20 protein-coding genes are annotated in these 16,572 nt (G+C 69.3%); 14 read left to right on the top strand and 6 right to left on the bottom strand.

The features are described from left to right. Positions 1-45 precede the first annotated feature (45 nt). The 9 genes from VGN45_RS07820 to hemA all read left to right on the top strand — a co-directional run bounded on the left by VGN45_RS07820 (position 46) and on the right by hemA (position 7,189). A complete protein-coding gene (locus VGN45_RS07820) occupies positions 46-747 on the top strand; it encodes a hypothetical protein (protein ID WP_327461054.1) in 702 nt (233 codons plus the stop codon). A 51-nt stretch (positions 748-798) separates the two neighbouring features. Then, the gene (locus VGN45_RS07815) at positions 799-1,065 is read left to right on the top strand and encodes a type II toxin-antitoxin system prevent-host-death family antitoxin (protein WP_327461052.1); all 267 of its coding nucleotides are present in this window, start codon (positions 799-801) and stop codon (positions 1,063-1,065) included. Next, complete coding sequence (locus VGN45_RS07810; RefSeq protein ID WP_327461050.1) at positions 1,056-1,466, top strand: type II toxin-antitoxin system VapC family toxin; 411 nt, start codon at positions 1,056-1,058, stop codon at positions 1,464-1,466. Before VGN45_RS07815 ends, VGN45_RS07810 begins: the two co-directional genes overlap by 10 nt. Positions 1,467-1,475: 9 nt before the next feature. Continuing rightward, a complete protein-coding gene (locus VGN45_RS07805) occupies positions 1,476-2,528 on the top strand; it encodes an enoyl-CoA hydratase/isomerase family protein (RefSeq protein ID WP_327461048.1) in 1,053 nt (350 codons plus the stop codon). Positions 2,529-2,585: 57 nt separating this feature from the next. Next, positions 2,586-3,365 carry a hypothetical protein gene (locus tag VGN45_RS07800; RefSeq protein ID WP_327461046.1) on the top strand — a complete coding sequence of 260 codons (780 nt, stop codon included), beginning with the start codon at positions 2,586-2,588 and terminating at the stop codon, positions 3,363-3,365. A 10-nt stretch (positions 3,366-3,375) separates the two neighbouring features. Next, positions 3,376-4,140, top strand: a complete 765-nt coding sequence (locus tag VGN45_RS07795; protein ID WP_327461044.1) for a methyltransferase — start codon at positions 3,376-3,378, stop codon at positions 4,138-4,140. 30 nt (positions 4,141-4,170) lie between these two features. Further along, positions 4,171-4,860: a methyltransferase gene (locus VGN45_RS07790; protein WP_327461042.1), complete on the top strand. Its 690-nt coding sequence runs from the start codon at positions 4,171-4,173 to the stop codon at positions 4,858-4,860. Between the two features lie 69 nt (positions 4,861-4,929). Beyond that, on the top strand, positions 4,930-5,832 hold the full coding sequence (mmsB, locus tag VGN45_RS07785; RefSeq protein ID WP_327461040.1) for a 3-hydroxyisobutyrate dehydrogenase: 903 nt from the start codon (positions 4,930-4,932) through the stop codon (positions 5,830-5,832). A gap of 130 nt (positions 5,833-5,962) precedes the next feature. After that, the gene (hemA, locus tag VGN45_RS07780) at positions 5,963-7,189 is read left to right on the top strand and encodes a 5-aminolevulinate synthase (RefSeq protein ID WP_327461038.1); all 1,227 of its coding nucleotides are present in this window, start codon (positions 5,963-5,965) and stop codon (positions 7,187-7,189) included. Between the two features lie 67 nt (positions 7,190-7,256). Here the strand turns inward: hemA and VGN45_RS07775 are convergent, their stop codons facing one another. After that, positions 7,257-7,511: an RcnB family protein gene (locus VGN45_RS07775; RefSeq protein WP_327461036.1), complete on the bottom strand. Its 255-nt coding sequence runs from the start codon at positions 7,509-7,511 to the stop codon at positions 7,257-7,259. A gap of 51 nt (positions 7,512-7,562) precedes the next feature. Between VGN45_RS07775 and VGN45_RS07770 the strand changes: the two genes are divergently transcribed. Next, the gene (locus VGN45_RS07770; protein ID WP_327461034.1) at positions 7,563-8,135 is read left to right on the top strand and encodes a hypothetical protein; all 573 of its coding nucleotides are present in this window, start codon (positions 7,563-7,565) and stop codon (positions 8,133-8,135) included. Positions 8,136-8,218: 83 nt separating this feature from the next. Here the strand turns inward: VGN45_RS07770 and VGN45_RS07765 are convergent, their stop codons facing one another. After that, a complete protein-coding gene (locus VGN45_RS07765; RefSeq protein WP_327461031.1) occupies positions 8,219-8,830 on the bottom strand; it encodes an RcnB family protein in 612 nt (203 codons plus the stop codon). A gap of 161 nt (positions 8,831-8,991) precedes the next feature. On the opposite strand from VGN45_RS07765, the gene VGN45_RS07760 reads away from it, so the two are divergent. Together VGN45_RS07760 and VGN45_RS07755 are read left to right on the top strand one after the other, a co-directional pair. Continuing rightward, positions 8,992-9,720 carry a glutathione S-transferase N-terminal domain-containing protein gene (locus tag VGN45_RS07760; protein ID WP_327461029.1) on the top strand — a complete coding sequence of 243 codons (729 nt, stop codon included), beginning with the start codon at positions 8,992-8,994 and terminating at the stop codon, positions 9,718-9,720. Positions 9,721-9,891: 171 nt separating this feature from the next. Next, positions 9,892-10,194, top strand: coding sequence for a sel1 repeat family protein (locus tag VGN45_RS07755; RefSeq protein WP_327461027.1), 303 nt, complete (start codon positions 9,892-9,894; stop codon positions 10,192-10,194). Positions 10,195-10,206: 12 nt separating this feature from the next. Here the strand turns inward: VGN45_RS07755 and VGN45_RS07750 are convergent, their stop codons facing one another. Continuing rightward, on the bottom strand, positions 10,207-10,935 hold the full coding sequence (locus VGN45_RS07750; RefSeq protein WP_327461025.1) for a polysaccharide biosynthesis/export family protein: 729 nt from the start codon (positions 10,933-10,935) through the stop codon (positions 10,207-10,209). A gap of 124 nt (positions 10,936-11,059) precedes the next feature. Here VGN45_RS07750 and VGN45_RS07745 point away from each other — a divergent pair, with 124 nt between their 5' ends. After that, positions 11,060-12,505 (top strand): chain-length determining protein, encoded by a 1,446-nt coding sequence (locus VGN45_RS07745; protein WP_327461023.1) that lies wholly within the window; start codon positions 11,060-11,062, stop codon positions 12,503-12,505. A gap of 26 nt (positions 12,506-12,531) precedes the next feature. Next, entirely contained in the window at positions 12,532-13,257 is a 726-nt protein-coding gene (locus VGN45_RS07740) for a hfsB (protein WP_327461021.1), read from the top strand. Here VGN45_RS07740 and VGN45_RS07735 read toward each other — a convergent pair. The 3 genes from VGN45_RS07735 to VGN45_RS07725 are packed head-to-tail and all read right to left on the bottom strand — an operon-like array spanning position 13,238 to position 16,561. Next, positions 13,238-14,188 carry a glycosyltransferase family 2 protein gene (locus VGN45_RS07735; protein ID WP_327461019.1) on the bottom strand — a complete coding sequence of 317 codons (951 nt, stop codon included), beginning with the start codon at positions 14,186-14,188 and terminating at the stop codon, positions 13,238-13,240. The two genes, VGN45_RS07740 and VGN45_RS07735, sit on opposite strands and share 20 nt — an antisense overlap. Position 14,189: 1 nt before the next feature. Continuing rightward, positions 14,190-15,113, bottom strand: coding sequence for a glycosyltransferase family 2 protein (locus tag VGN45_RS07730; RefSeq protein WP_327461017.1), 924 nt, complete (start codon positions 15,111-15,113; stop codon positions 14,190-14,192). Beyond that, a complete protein-coding gene (locus tag VGN45_RS07725; protein WP_327461015.1) occupies positions 15,110-16,561 on the bottom strand; it encodes a lipopolysaccharide biosynthesis protein in 1,452 nt (483 codons plus the stop codon). Before VGN45_RS07725 ends, VGN45_RS07730 begins: the two co-directional genes overlap by 4 nt. Between the last annotated feature and the right edge of the window lie 11 nt (positions 16,562-16,572).

Genomic DNA, 16,572 nt, shown 5'->3' with positions numbered 1-16,572 from the left:
CGCTCCGGCGTGACCTTATGGCTCCAACAGAACGGAGCCACCGCCATGCGTCTGCTGATCCCGCTCGTCGCCGTCGCCGCCCTGATCGCCGGGGCAGCCCAGGCTCAGGAATACCGCTTCAGCGCCAACGCCGGCCGGGGCTATACGAGCCAGGCGGAGTTCCCGAACGTGCAGGTGTCGCTACGGGCCGACAATCTGGTCGTGTCGGTCCGCGTCGCGTGCGACACGCGCGACGCGGCCCAGCGCCGCAGCGAGATCACCCAGACCCTGGCCGCCATGGCGCGGGCGGCGGGACTGGACGCGTCGATCGAGCTGGGGCTGGATTCGGGGGGCAACGTCGCCGACTTCGACGCGCGCATGATCCCGACCCTGCGCTTCCACAGCGATGACGGCCGTCCGGACACCAGCGCCGTGACTCTCGTCATCAAGACCCCCATCGCGGAAGGCGACACGCTGGAGGCCGCCTCGGCCCGCATCCGGGCCTTCGTAGAATCGACCCAGCGCGTCGGCCGCACCGAACTGCGCCTGATGGACGACTGGGAGCCGACGGTGATCCGGCCCGATCAATACCGCCCGGTCGTGCTGGCCGCGATCGCGGCGGACGCGGGGACCACGGCGGCGGCGTTCGGCCCGGCCTATGGCGTGGAAGTGACGGGCCTGTCGCGGCAGGTGACCTGGCGCCAGGCGGGGCCGCTGGAGCTGATGCTCTACATTCCTTACCAGCTGAGCGTCACGCCGGCGGGGTGACCGAAGGAAGCCGCCGTGCTATTCTGACCATAATGGTCAGAGGAGCGAGCCATGCGTGAAGTCGGGGTCCTGGAGGCCAAGACGAAGTTCACGAGCCTGATCGCCGAAGTCGAAAGAACCGGCGAAGAGGTGACCGTCACCCGTCATGGAAAGGCCGCCGTCCGGATCGTTCCGGCGAGGGCGAAGGCGCCCCTCGACCGCGCCGCGCGCCGCGCGCTGATCGAGGAAACCCTGGCGATGCGGGATCGCCAGCCTGAGGGCGAGCCGTTCGACATCCGGGAAGCCTTGGGCCGTGATCGGGGCGAAGAGTGGTCATAGACGCTTCCGTCGCGGCAGCTTGGTATCTCAGGTCGCAGGCCACGGCGTCCGCGACCGCGCTGTACCGCCGAGGTGAAAGCGAGCAATTTTTTGCGCCGATCCATTTCGCCGTGGAGATGCGCAATGTCCTCTTGTTGGGCGAGCGCAGAGGCACGCTTGCACCGGGTGAGACGAACGTCTTGATGACGAAGCTTGGCGTATTGGTGGACATCGAACGCGGCGACGCGGCGGTGGAAGCCGACGGCGCGCTGGAGATCGCCCGCCAAACCGGCCTCAAGCTCTACGACGCCATCTATCTGGCCAAGGCGCTGAGGGACGGAATGTCGCTGGCGTCGCGAGACGGCCAACTTTTGACCGCGGCCATGGCGGTCGGCGTGGACGTCTTCGACGCGCGTCGCTAATCCCGCGCCATGATCGACGAGCCTGAAGTCCTGACCCGCGTCCAGTCCGGGGTCGGACGCATCACCATGAACCGGCCGAAGGCGCTGCACGCGTTGAACAAGGCCATGTGCGAGGCGATGACGGCGGCGCTGCTGGCGTGGCGCGAGGATCCGGCGGTGAAGTCGGTGCTGATAGACCATGCGGGCGAGCGCGGCTTTTGCGCCGGCGGCGACATCCGCATGATCGCCGAGAGCGGGGCGGGAGACGCGGCGGAGGCCCGGGCCTTCTTCCTGACCGAATACCGCCTGAACCACCTGATGTTCGAATACCCCAAGCCGATCACGGCGATCGTGGACGGCATCGTCATGGGCGGCGGCGTGGGCATCAGCGAACCGGCAGAGGTCCGGATCGCCACCGAGCGGACGACCTACGCCATGCCGGAGACGGGGATCGGCCTGTTCCCCGACGTGGGTGGGGGCTGGTTCCTGCCGCGTCTACCGGGCGAGACGGGGACATGGCTGGCCCTGAGCGGGGCGCGGCTGAAGGCGGCGGACACGGTGTTTCTGGGCATCCACAGCCACTATCTGCCGTCCGATGCGATCGAGGCCTTCCGCGCGATCCTGAAGACGGATCCGGCGCACCCGGCCGACGTGGCCGACGGGCTGGAGGACGATCCGGGCGAGCCGACGATCGCGCCGCATGTCGAAGCCATCGACCGGCTGTTCGCCCACGACAGGGTCGAGGCGATCTTCGCGGCGCTGGAGGCAGAGGGCACGGAGTGGGCAGCGGCCCAGCTGGCGACGCTGAAAACGAAGTCGCCGCAGTCGCTGAAGGTCACCCTGCGCCAGCTCCGTCTGGGACGTGGCATGGCAGACTTCGCGGCGAATATGGCCATGGAATACCGGCTGGGCGGCCGCGTGGTGCGCAGCCACGACTTCCAGGAAGGCGTGCGGTCGGTGATCGTCGACAAGGACGGCCGGCCGATGTGGCGGCCTGCAACCCTCACGGAGGTTTCGGACGCCGACGTGGAGGCCCTATTCGCGCCCCTTCCGGCCGATCAGGAGTGGACGCCGCTGAGCTGAGGCTTGCTCCGGGCCGCGAATGGCGCGCAGATGACGCGGGCCGTTCAGGAGATTTCGATGCGCACCCTCATCCTCGCCGTCGGCGCGGCCGTGACCCTGGCGGGTTGCGTGATGATCAACGTGACCGAGGACGACGGCGCCCCCGGCCGGCACGTGTCGCATTTCGATTCCGACGCGACCTATGCCGCAGCCCTGGCCGATCCCCGGCGGCCTGCCGACGAGGTGGCGCGCGACGCGGCCCGCGCGCCGATCGCCATGATGGAGTTCGTCGAGTTGCGCCCCGGCGACAAGGTCGCCGACATCCGGCCGGAAGAGGGATATTTCACCCGACTGTTCGCCGGCGTCGTCGGCCCGAACGGACGGGTCTACGCCTTCGTGCCGACCCGCACTGCGACGCGGGAGACGCCGCTGGCCCAAGGTCTGGCCGCGACCTATCCGAACGTGGTGGCGATGGAAGGGGCGCTGGACGCGATGACCTTTTCCGAGCCGCTGGACGCGGTCTTCATGGTGCAGGAGTACCACGACTTCCACATCCCGGCCTTCGGCGTGGACGTGAACCGGATGAACAAGGCGATCTACGACGCGCTGAAGCCGGGCGGATACTACGTCGTCATCGACCACGCCGGACGGGCGGGCACGGGCAATGCCGAGGTGCAGTCGTTGCACCGGATCGAGGGCGAGTTCCTGAAGCGCGAGGTCGAGGCCGCCGGCTTCGTCTTCGACGGGGAGAGCGACGCGATCCGCAACCCGCAGGACGACCGCACCATCAACGTGTTCGACGAGCGCATCCGCCATCGCACGGACCAGTTCGTCTACCGCTTCCGCAAACCGGGCTGAGGAGCCGAATATGCGTGGACTGAAGAGGGGACTGGCCGTCGCGGCGATCGCGGCGGCGCTGGGCGCGTCGGCGTGCGTCGGCCTCACGGGTGGGCCGTCGCCGGAGAGCTATTCCGCCGCCCTGGCCGGGGCGCCGCGCACGGAGGAGGATCGGGGCCGGGACGTTGCGCGGATGACCGCCGAGACCCTGGCCTTCGCGCGGGTGGAGCCCGGCGATCATGTGATCGACATGATCATCGGCGGCGGCTTCTTCACCCGGGCCTTTTCGGCTGCCGTGGGGCCGGAGGGTCGGGTCACGGCCTGGCAGCCGGACGAGTTCATCGCCTTCCAAGCCAGCTATGGAGAGGCGGTGCGGGCGGCCGACGCGCTGGACGACGTGGAGGGGCTGACCTCGCCGATCGCCGCGCCGGTCTGGCCCTCGGGCGTCGACCTGATATTCACGGCGCAGAATTATCACGATCTGCACCTGAGCCACTTCCCCGACGACACGGCCCGGCGCGTCAACGCCGCCGCGTTCGCCGCGCTGAAGCCGGGCGGCCACTACGTCGTCATCGATCACCACGCAACGGTGGGGTCGGGGCTTTCGGCCTCCAACACCCTTCACCGGATCGACGTCGAGCAGGTGAAGCGCGAGGTGACCGCCGCGGGCTTCGTGCTGGAGGCCGAGAGCGATCTTCTGCTGCGCCCCGCCGACCCGATGACGGCCAACGTGTTCGATGACTCGATCCGCGGGAACACCAGCCAGTTCATGCTGCGGTTCAGGAAGCCGGGCTGAGCGATGAGGTCCTTCATCCTCGCCTTGGCCATGTCCGCAGCGGTCGGCGGGATTCATGCGCAGGAGGTCGCCCGACCGGCCGCGGACCTAGCGCGAGACGACGTCCGCAAACCGTACGCCGTCATGGAATTCGCAGGCATTGAGCCGGACATGACGGTAGCCGAATACATGCCTGGGGGCGGTTACTTCACCCGCATCCTCTCGATCGCCGTCGGGTCGGGTGGACGGATCTGGGCGTATCAGCCTGACGAAATCGTGAGACTGCGCCCCGAATTCCTGACGGGGATCCGCGCGGTCGCCGCCGAGCCCGGTCTGGAGAACGTCACGGTTCTGACCGGAGCCACGTCGGCCTTTGCGCCGCCCGGGCCCGTCGACGTGGTCTTCACCGCCCAAAACTATCACGATCTCTATGGACCCTTCGCGGCTCCGGGGACGGGCGAGGCCTTCGATCGGGCGGTGTTCGCGGCGCTCAGGCCCGGCGGGATATATCTGATCATCGACCACCATGCGGCCGAGGGGGTGGGCCTTTCAGGGGGTGGTGCGCTCCACCGCATCGAACGCGACGCGGTGATCGCCGCCGTGACCGAAGCCGGATTCGAGCTTGAGGCGCAGAGCGAGCTTCTGGCGAATCCCGACGATCCATTGACCGCCAGCGTCTTCGATCCTTCGATTCAGGGTAAGACGAGCCAGTTCATGCTGCTGTTCCGCAAGCCTGGCTGAACCGTGCGCTGGCGACGACGCGGCGAACCCGCTAACCCTCCCCGCAAAATCGCAGGGAGAGAGTTCGTCATGACGCAGACCGTCGCCTTCATCGGCCTTGGCAACATGGGCGGGGGGATGGCCGCCAACCAGGCCAAGACCGGCCGCGTCGTGAAGGCGTTCGACCTGTCGAAGGAAGCGGTGGATCGCGCCGTGACGGCAGGCTGTCAGGCGGCGTCCTCTGTGGCCGACGCGGTCAAGGACGCGGACGTGGTGATCACCATGCTGCCGGCCGGGCCCCACGTGCTGAAGGTCTATTCCGAACAGATCATCGGGGCCGCGCCGACCGGCGCCCTGCTGCTGGACTGCTCGACCATCGACGTGGAGACCTGTCGCAAGGTGGCCGGGCTGGCCCGCGAGGCCGGATACGTCTTCGCCGACGCACCGGTGTCGGGCGGGACGATGGCGGCGGATGCGGGGACTCTGGCCTTCATGGTGGGTTGCGACGAGCCTGAGTTCGCGCGCATCGAGGCGGCGCTGGAGCCGATGAGCCGGGCAACGTTCCGCGCCGGCGACCACGGGGCGGGGCAGGCGGCCAAGATCTGCAACAACATGATCCTGGGCATCACCATGCTGGGGACGTGCGAGGCGATCGCCCTGGCCGAAAAGCTGGGCCTGGATCCGGTCAAGATGTTCGACATCGTGTCCAAGGCGTCGGGCCAGAGCTGGTCGGTGACGACCTATTATCCTTGGCCCGGCCCGGTGCCGACCGCGCCGTCGAACCGCAACTATGACGGCGGCTTCGCCACGGCGATGATGCTGAAGGACCTCAAGCTGGCGCAGCAGGCCGCCGCCGCCGCCGGCGCCTCGACTCCGCTGGGGGCCCAGACGGAGGCGCTGTACCAGATGTTCGATCGACTGGGGTTCGGGGGGCGCGACTTCTCGGCCATCCTGCAACTGCTGCGCGGCAAGCTGGACGAGCTGCCGCGGTGATCGCGCACGATCTTGCCTGAGAATGGTTCGCAAGTGAAAGCTTGCGACCATTTAGCGCCAGCCTGAGGTGGACTTTCGCCGTCGCGGGAGTCAAACACGGGCCGTTCATCAGCCGTCCGAGATCGCCGGGTTGTACGACTACCGCGCCGCATTCCAGTCCGCCGTCGAGCAGGTGAAGGGCGAGGGCCGCTATCGCGTCTTCGCCGATCTGAAACGCGTGCGCGGCAGGTTTCCGCGCGCCGTGCGCCGTCGGGCCGACGGGACGGAGCAGGACGTCGTCGTCTGGTGCTCGAACGACTATCTCGGCATGGGTCAGAATCCGGTCGTGCTGGAGGCCATGAAGGCCGAGATAGACGCGGCGGGCGCTGGGGCCGGCGGCACGCGCAACATCTCGGGCACGACGCGCTCGGCCGTGGACCTGGAGGCCGAGTTGGCCGACTGGCACGGCAAGGAGGCGGCGCTGCTGTTCACCTCGGGCTATGTGGCCAATGAGGCGACGCTGACTACGCTGCAGCGGATTCTGCCGGGCCTGATCATCTTCTCCGACAGCCTGAACCACGCCTCGATGATCGCCGGCATCCGCCACGGCGGGTGCGAGCGACATGTGTTCCTGCACAACGATCTGACGCATCTGGAGCAGCTGCTGGCCGCCGCCCCCGTCGACGCGCCCAAGCTGATCGCCTTCGAGAGCGTCTATTCGATGGACGGCGACGTCGCCGACCTGAAGGGCACGATCGCGCTGGCCAGGAAGTATGGCGCCCTGACCTATCTCGACGAGGTTCACGCAGTCGGCCTGTACGGCGCTCGCGGCGCCGGCATCGCCGAGCGCGACGGGGTGCTGGACCAGATCGACGTGATCGAGTGCACCCTGGGCAAGGCGATCGGCGTCATGGGCGGCTACATCGCCGCCGACGCGGTCATCGTGGACGCGATCCGCAGCTGGGCCTCGGGCTTCATCTTCACGACGTCGCTGCCCCCGACGCTGACGGCCGGCGCCCTGGCTTCTGTGCGTCACCTGAAGGCGCATCCGGAACTGCGAGAGAAGCACCAGGAGCGGGCCGCGGCCCTGAAGGCGCGGTTCGAGGCGGCGGGGATCCCCGTCATGCCGTCCGAGAGCCACATCGTGCCGGTGTTCGTGGGCGATCCGGTGCACGCCAAGATGATCTCGGACATGCTGCTGGAAGACCACGGCATCTACGTCCAGCCGATCAACTATCCGACTGTGCCCAAAGGCACCGAACGCCTGCGCTTCACCCCGTCGCCGGACCACGACGACGGCATGATGGACGCCCTGGTCACGGCCATGGACAAGCTGTGGACCCACTGCAACGTGGCGCGCCTACCCGCCGTCGCCTGATCGGAGCAGAACTCGGACGTGAAAAAAGGCCCGGATCGCTCCGGGGCCTTTCTCGTTCCGGCGCCGCCTACCAGCGCCAGGCGTCGTGGATGGCTTCGATGACATAGCCGTCGAACCGGTCGACCAGGTAGATGTTGTTGTCCACCCAGACCCACATCGTGCCCGGCTGCGGCCACGGCAAGCCCCAGTAGCCCGGATCGGTGATCTCGTACCGCCAGAACAGCGACGGCAGGTACTGGCCCTCGTGGTATCTCCGACCCCAGTAGGAACGCGGCACGCTGTAGTAGCCGTATCCCGGCGAGAAGTAGAAGCCGACCCGCACGCCCGACCAGCCGCGGAAGTGGCGGTCGTTGCGCCACCAGTCGCTGCGCCCGTGACGCCGGCTCCAGTCGCGGTTCCAGGAATCCCGGTTCCAGCTGCGGCGGAACTCACGGTAATCGCGGCGATCTTCCCGGCGTTCCCAACGGTCGTCCCGGCGATCGTCGCGCCGGTCGTCCCGGCGCTCACGACGATCGTCGCGGCGGTCATCCCGACGATCACGCCGGTCGTCCCGCGTGTCCGGACGATCAGGACGATCCGGCCTGTCAGGCCGATCCGGTCTGTCGGGACGGGGTTGATCCGGCCTGTCCGGACGTTCGGGACGATCGGGACGATCGGGACGCTCAGGACGATCCGGGCGCTGCTCGTCGCCACCACCGCCACCTCCGCCACTGCGGTCTTCGCGTGCCTCTCGGCGCTGTTCGCGGCGCTCTTCGCGCACCTCAGTGCGATCGCGTCGGCGTTCGGGGTCCTGCGCCGCGGCGATGGCCGGGGCCGCCGCCGGGACGGCGAAGGCCGTCAGGGCGGAGAAGACCAGAAGGGTTCTCTTCATTCTCGCGGGTTCCTGCACGCCCCTCGCGGGCGGCTTGAGGTCGAAGCTGATCCCGCCAAGCTGAACGGCATGTGAACCATGTTCGCTCAACCGGCGGACAGGAAAAAGGCCCCGCGACCGCGCCGCGAGGCCCTTCTCCCCACACACGTCCCGTCGCGTCAGAAAACGTCGAACAGGACGTCGGCGATCACGCCGGTGGCCAGGGCCACCAGCAGGATGTCGTTGTCCGCGTGCACCCAGCGGTGTCCGCGCGGCGCCGGGCGCAGGCCGTAGAAATAGGGGTCGTTCACATAGTAGCGGTGATAGGTGGACGGCAGATACGCACCGCGCCTCCAGCTCTGGCCATAGTAGCGCGGTTCGACGCGGTAGTAGCCGTGGCCCGGCGCATACCAGTAGCCGTTGCGGGCGCCGCGATAATCGCGGAACTCCGACCGACCGCGCCACCAGTCGCGATTGTTGCGGTCCCAGCGACGGTCGTTCCGGAAGTCGCGGCGGTCGTCACGGCGCTCGGCCCGGAAATCGCGCCGGTCGTCCCGGCGGTCCTCCCGATAGTCGCGGCGGTCGTCGTACTCGCCGCGGCGCCAATCGCGGCGGTCGTCCCGGCGTTCGTCGCGGAAGTCGCGCCGGTCGTCGCGACGGTCCTGGCGGTAGTCGCGGCGGTCGTCGCGGCGCTCATTGCGGTCCCGGCGGCTCTGGGCTTCGGCGGCCAGCGGCACGGCCGTCGTCGACAGGGCGACGGCGACGATGGCGGCTTTGGTCAGGCGGTTCATGAACGGATCTCGTTGCTGGGCGGACCCACTGGGGCCGCGATCTGGGGATGCCCGACGCTCAGCCCCCGCGCATGAACCGTCCCTGAATGAGACGGTCAGGTCGGCCGTTGCGGAGGCGTGGCCGCCATCCCACCTGTGCGGCGCAGCCGAAGAGAACCCTCATGACCTCCCCGATCGAACTCTGGTACTGGCCTACGCCCAACGGGTGGAAGATCTCCATCGCCCTGGAGGAGATGGAACTGCCCTATGATCTCAAGCCGGTGAACATCGGCACGGGTGAGCAGTTCGATCCGGCATTTCAGGCCCTCAGCCCCAACGGCCGCATGCCTGCCATCGTCGACCCGGACGGACCTGGCGGAAGGCCGCTGTCGATCTTCGAGAGCGGCGCCATCCTGCAGTACCTCGGCGCCAAATCCGGCCGCTTTTATCCTCAGGACGCGCGGAGCAAGGCCGAGGTGGATCAGTGGCTGTTCTGGCAAGTCGGAGGCTTGGGCCCCATGGCGGGACAGACGCATCACTTCCGCCAGTACGCGCCTGCGCTGACGTCCGACCAGCGTCACCTGGCCTATGGCGTGCGCCGCTACACCGACGAGACCCACCGGCTTTATGGCGTGCTTGACCGCCGTTTGGCGGACAGAGAGTTCGTGGCCGGCGACTATTCCATCGCCGACATGGCGATCTGGCCGTGGATCGTGCCGTGGGAACGGCAGGGGCAGGATCTGGCGGAGTTCCCCAACCTGAAGCGCTGGTTCGAGACTGTCGAGGTGCGGCCGGCGGTGCAGAAGGGGCGGTGGCTGGGCAAGGATCTGTCGCGGGATCTGGCCAAGGCCGGACGCGAGGCGGACGCCCAGCGTGCCGTGCTGTTCGGTCAGCGGGCGCGCAAGTCTTAAGACGAGATTTCCGAGCCGTTTCCAAGATTTGAACGCGGTTTTGAGTATTCACGCTTCGTTGGCGAAAAAGATTCGGCCGCGTTTCCGCCATTAACTTTAACTTCAAACCGGCGGTATTTCATCGCGCTCAAGGAAGCGGGGCCAGAACGGCCTCGGCCTGGAGGACTGGTGATGAACGCGCAAGAACTGGCGCACGACGTTGCGGAAGACGGCGCCCTGCCGTTGCCCACCCCGGACATGGACGGCGACCAGCTGTTCCGATTGGGCCTGATGTACTCGACCGGCACGGGCGGATGCCCGATGGATCGGGTCTCGGCGCACATGATCCTGAATCTGGCCGCCATGAAGGGGTCGGAGGCCGCCCGCGACTATCGCCGCGAGCTGTCGCAGGAGATGGATCGCGAAGAGATCGGCGAGGCCCAGCGGGCCGCCCGCCGCTGGATCGACGCCGGCACGACCCGACTGGCCGCCTGATTCCGGCTGCGGTCAGAACTGCTGATACTGGCCGTTGATCGTGTAGTTGAAGCCGATCGGCAGGGCGTTGCGGATCTGGGTGAAGAAGTTGGCCAGCTCGCCCAGGGTGGAGCGCGGCACGAAGATCACGTCGCCGCGCCGCATGGCCACCGCCATCCCCCGACGGGGCCGCAGATCCAAGACGCGCAGCATGCGCCGTCCGCCGGGCCCGCGGCGGATCAGGGCCACTTCCTGCGTCCGGGCCGTCGGCAGGAAGCCCCCAGCCTGGATCACGGCCTGATAGGCGTCGATGTCGCCGGTCATCTCATAGACGCCGGGCGTGCGGACCTCACCGTCCACCCACACGCGGATCGGCCCGGCCTGTTTCAGCGTGATCTCGACGACCGGCCGCACCAGCTGCGTGGCGTAGCCGTCGGACACGTCCTGCTCCAGCTCCGCCAGGGTGCGGTCCGCCGCCATGACCTGGCCCAGCAGGGGCAGGGAGATGCGGCCGTCCGGCCCGACCTTCAGCGTGCGCGTCAGCTCCGGCGCGGTGGGCGTGGCGACCTCGATCTCGTCATTGGGATAGAGGACGTACTCCGGCTCCGCGTCCGTCCAGTCGGCGAAGGGGATGTCCGGAAAGCCCGCCGTGGTCGCCGGCCCGGCCAGGGGCGAGGCCATGCGGGGCACGCTCACGCCGCCGCAAGCCGCCAGCGGCAGGGCGACGAGGCCAAGCATCAGATGCCGGCGGCTGAAGCTCATGGGCGAATCCCGACGCGACGGATCACTGTGAGGGCAGGGTGCGGCGTCATGGGTAACCGATGGTTAACGCCGAGGGGCGAAGGCTGAGGCTCCGGTTCAGTCTCACGGATTCGCGTCCAGGCCCATGCGCACGACGGCCACAGTCATCGCCCGACCGCGCTACGGTCTGCTGGACGTGATCGGCCTGCTGTTCCGCGAGTTCTGGATCATGCTGGTGATCTTCCTGGCCGTGGTGGCGATCGGCACGGCGCTCGTCCTGACCATGGGCAAGACCTATACGGCGCGCGGCAGCGTCTATGCCGGCGTGGGGCAGGAGTACGTCTATCAGCCGCGCGTGGGCGTGGCCGAACGCGGCCAGACGCCGGACGTCGACACCGTCACCCAGTCCGAGGCGGCGCTGCTGAACAGCCGGGCCGTGAAGGACCGCGTCGTCGACGTGCTGGGCGCCCCGGCCATCCTGGGTCCCGACGCCAAGGGCACGCCGGACCAGCAGCGCGTCGCCGCCATCCGGGCGCTGGAGTCGGGACTGGAAGCGGGGGCCGTGACCGGCAGCCCCATCATCGGCGTGACCTATGAGGCCGACGACCCGCAGCGGGCCGCGAAGGTGCTGAACGCCGTCATCGACCAGTATCTGATCCACCGCCGCGAGGTGTTCGCCGATGCCACCGCGCCCGCCCTGACCGCCCAGCGGCTGGTGTTCGAGGACGAGCTGGCCAAGGCGGACGCGGCCTATGAGCAGTTCCTCCGGACCGAGAACATCGGGGACTTCGCGGCCTACAAGACGGCGCTGGCGGCCAACTGGCAGACCGTCTCGGCCGACCGGCTGTCGACGCAGGCCCAGGTGAATCAGCTGACCCGTCAGCTGGCGACGCTGGAGGCCCAACTTGCGGTGACGCCACCGGAGATCGCCCTGCAGCAGGATCTGAACGTCGCGGCGCGCGACCAGATCCTGCAGCTGCGCACGGAGCGCGAGCAGCTGCTGGTGCGGTACCTGCCCGACAGCCAGCCGATCCAGGACATCGAGGCCCGCATCGCCGGGCTTGAAGCCTATGTGGGCTCCGGCCAGGGCGTCGGCGTGAAGGAGGTCCGCACCGGACCAAACCCGATCTGGGTCGAGCTGGAGACTACGCGGGCCACCACCCTGGCCCAGCGGGACTCGCTGGTGGCGCGCCTCGCCGTGCTGGATGGGCAGTTGGGCGAACTTCGGTCCCGGCAGGCGCGGTTGACCGCGATCGAATCCGAGAACGCCACCTTGGCCGGCGCCCGCGACGTGCAAAGCGCGACGGTGCGCGAGTTCCAGCAGCGCGAGGCCCAGGCCCTGGCCGATCAGGGTCTGGTCCGGGCCGGCGCCGACGACGTGCGGATCATGGAGCGGGCCTCGCCGCCGCTGCGGGGGCGGAGCCTGAAGCTGCCGCTGCTGGCCGCGGTCATCCTGTTCGCGGGGCTGACGGCGCTGTCGGTGGGGCTGATCCGCATCTTCTCGCGCCGGGGCTTCTCGACCCCCGCCTCGGTGGGGCGCACGCTCGACCTGCCGGTACTCGCCGCCGCTCCGGTCAAGGCGGCTCGGTGACCCGCGGGCGTGGTAGCCTTTCGCCCGTGTCCCGGACTTCCGCCGATTCGATGGTCGATCTGACGTCAGAGATGAGCGCGCTCTGGGCCGGACTCGGTCCGGCGCCGTCGCGCGGCGGCCGGATGGTCCTGATCGTCTCCGCGGTGTCGGGGGAGGGGGCCTCCACCGTCGCCCGGGAGTATGCGCGCCTGGCCGCCGTGCGCGCCCGTCGCCCCGTCTGGCTGATCGACGCCGACCTGGATCAGCCGGGTCAGATGGAGGCGGTGGCCCAGGCGCCGGAGCGGTTCGGCCGACTGAGCAAGGCGGCGCTGGCCTCTCCCGACGGCTCCTGCTTCTTCGACGTGCATCCTCCGGTGAAGAGCCGCGATGGGCGCATCGTGCCGACCGCGCGACTGCTGACGGCGCGATCGTGCCTGGGCGGACGTCTGTGGGTGTCGCGCTTCGCCGCCGAGACGCTGCGGGTGGGCCAGCGGGTCGAAGCTTCGCCGGATCCGGCCTACTGGAACGCCCTGCGCCCCCATGCGGAGACCGTCGTGGTGGACTGTCCGTCGGCCGACCGCTCCGACGCCGCCCTGATCCTCGCGCCCTTGGCGGACGCGGTCGTGCTGGTGGTCGCCGCCGAATCCACGGGCGCGGACGCCGCGGGCGCCCTGAGGCATGAGGTCGAGGCCGTGGGCGGACGGATCGCCGGCGTGGTGCTGAACCGCACGGCGTGGTCGCCGCCGTCCTTCCTCAAGCGCCTGACGGGCTGAGCCTCTCCAGCCGCGCCAGTTCCTGCGCGCCGTAAAATCTGGGCTCGAACATCGGCGCCCACAGCACCTTGCCGAGGCCTCGGGCCGCCCTGTCCATGGCGCGCGCGCGCGCCGGCCGGCGCAGCAGCCAAAGGCCGGCGGAAGCCGTCGACCAGACGACGGTCTGGACCACCCCGACGGCCATCCACCGGATCACGCCGGGCCAGTCGCCGCGCGCCCGCGCCTCTTGGCTCGGCCCCTGGCCATAGGCGAAGGCACGGCGCAGGGCATAGGCCATCGTGGCGCGATGGGGGGGCGCGATCTCGGACACCCTGGCGTTGGCCGCCCAGCCGAAGCGGCCGCCGGACGCCTTGACCCGCGCGAACAGGACGTCGTCCTCGCCGCCCTGCTGATCTGCGGCCACGTCGAAGGGCGCGGGGCCGGGCAGGGCGGTCGCGCGGACCAGCAGAGCGTTGCCGCAGCCCCAGGGCTTGTCGATCAGACGATCTTCCTGGGGCCCCTCGCGCCCGAAGAAGGCGTCCAGATGGGCCCGGGCCCATGCCGGGGCACCCTCGGCCACACCGGTGATGGGGCCGAAAACCACGTCCGCGCCGGTCCTGGCCTGGGCCGCCAGCAGCGCCGCCAGCCAGCCGGGCCCGGCCTCCTGATCGTCGTCGAGGAAGGCGATCAGCGGCGCGTCGGTGGCGGCCAGGCCGGCGTTCCGGGCGGTCGCCACGCCGGGGTGCGGCGCCGTGGCGTAGTGGAGCGGGAAGGGGCTGACCGGCTTCAAAGCCTCGACCGGCGCGGTGGCGGTGCCGGCCGGGTCGTTGTCGACGACGACGATTTCGACCGCATGCCCCTCCACCCCCTTCTGGGCGAAGACCGAGCGCAGAGCGCGCGTCAGGCTTTCGGGACGGCGCAGGGTCGGGATGACGACGGCGACCTGGGCCATGTCACACCCGATCCGCATACAGGGCGGCGCGATAAAGGCGCAGGGAGAAGGCCCGCGCCGCGACCGGCGCGACCTCCGTCAGCGCCAGCCGCTTGAACCAGGGCCGGATCGTCTTCAGCCCGGGCAGGCGCTTCAGCCGGCACGCGGCGCGATAACTGGGATAGGTCGACACGACCTCGAAATGCCGCTCCACCACGCGCGCGAAGTTGGCGGCCGACTGCTCATACTTGCCGGCCAGCTCGGCGGTTTCGTCCAGCCCCATGTGGGTCGCGGGCACATCCACGTGACGCACGGGCCACTGGCGGGCCACCCGCATGGCCCACTCCACGTCTTCCCAACCCCAGCCGGTGAAGGCCGGGTCGAACGCTTCAGCCTCGAACACGTCGCGGCGGACAAGAAGGTTGGAGGTATAGACGTATTTCTCCGGGGCCAAGGACCGTGCGGCGGCGTCCAGGCACTCCGTACGCGCCGCCATCGCGCGATGCACGGCGAAGCGCGTCTCAGTCGAGGCCTGCTTCAGCGAGAAGCCGCCGAAGGCGACGGCCGGATCCTCCGCCGAGATCAGCGCCAGCCAGTCCGCAAGAAAGCTGGGTGCGTCCGGCAGCATGTCGGAGTCCAGGAAAAGCAGGTGCCGCCCCCGCGCGGCCTGCGCCAGGCGGTTGCGTCCGCGCGATCGGCCTTCATTGGCGGGCAGGGTGATCAGCCGGGCGGGCAGGGGAAGTGCGGCCAGCATATCCGCAAGCCGCCGCGTCAGCGCCGGGTCGCCCGTGCCATCATCCATGATTACGAGTTCAGCCCCTGACGCGTCGGCCTCCGCCAAGGTCGCGATCAGCCGAGACGGGTCGTCCCGCAGGAACGGGATCAGCACCGACAGCCGGGGCGCGACGCCCGCCCAGGCGGGGTTGTCGACGACGCGGGCCTTCATGCTACGGCCCTCGCCTCGCGACGTCGCGCCAGCAGGGACGTCGCCGTGTCGCGCACTCCGGCCGCGTTGATCGTCAAGGCCAGCGCAGCATAGACCGCCCCGCCGACTCCGGCCTTGAGCGCCAGTTCCAGGACTCCGCCGGGCGCCGGCAGGGCGGCGACGACCAGCGCCATGCCGGTGGTGGCGAGGCCGCAGCGGATCAGGGCCTCCCACGCCATCGGCAGCGGCAGCACGCGGCGACCCAGCACCAGAGTGGCGATCAGGCCGACGCCGAAGCTGGCCGCCGTCGCCCACGCGGCGCCGATCAGCCCGAACCGCGGTACCAGGATCAGGTTCAGGACGACGTTCAGCACCGCCGGAATCGCCATGGCCCCCAGCAACGCCGTCGTCTTTCGGCCCAGGGTGAACGCCTGACCGAAGTAGTAGGCCGTCAGTCCATACAGTAGGGCAGACAGAGCGATCCACGGCGTCACCGTCACCGCCGCGGCGCGCAGCTCCTCGCCGATCAGGACGTCGGCCAGCGGCTGAGCCACCAAGGCCACGCCGGCCGCGGCCGGCATGCCGATCAGCAGGAAAATCGACAGCTGTTCCCGCGCCGCGACGACCAGCCGCTCGCGCCCGCCGCGCTCCAGCGCCATGACCAACGCCGGCTGGCCCGCCGTCCCTAGCCAAAGGAACAGCACGTCCAGCGTCCGGTTCGCGATTGAGTATCCGGCATGATAGGCGCCCACCGCCGCTTCGTTCAGAAACGCCGCGAGCAGGAAGCGGTCGGTCGAGGCCAGGACGACGGTCAGAGCCAGTGAGGCGGCGATGGGATACCCATAGGCGGCATAGGTGTGCATCCGGGCGGGTTCCAGCCGCGCGCCCGCGCCGCGCTTCCATTCTCCCGGCAGGACGAACGGCAGCACCAGCAGCGGCGCCAGTCCGAGCCCCAGCAGAGGCGCGGCGCCGCCCGCGCCGGCCAAGGCGAAGCCCACGCCGATCGCCAAGCCGCAGATCGTCACCGCCATGTCGATGCCGGCGGACTTCGCCACCTCGCCCTCGGCGCGCAGACGCTCCTGCGCCAGCTTGACAAGGCAGCGGATCGGGCACCCCATGACCCCCGCCGCGACGGCGAATCTGAACAGCGGATCGGCGGGCCACAGCCACAGGATCAGCCCCACGACGGGCACGAACACGGCCGTCAGGATCAGCGCGGTCCGGTACAGGCCGGCGAAGTGCCCCTGCAGGTCCGCGCCCGGCTTCGACGCCGCCCAGAAACGTGCCATCGCCGCCTCCAGCCATGTGAAGACGGCGACGTGGGCCAAGGTCAGGATGGAGAAGGCCAACGCGTACCGACCGAATTCCTCCGGCGACAGCAGGCGCGTGAAAAGGATGATGGCCAGAAAGCCGACCACGCCCTGCACGACGTTGGCCGGCAGATAGCCCCAGACGCCCCGCCAGAACATGTCAGCGCCCC

The organism is Brevundimonas sp. (assembly GCF_035999125.1).
GTDB lineage: Bacteria > Pseudomonadota > Alphaproteobacteria > Caulobacterales > Caulobacteraceae > Brevundimonas.
This window is presented reverse-complemented; position numbering and strand designations above follow the sequence as displayed.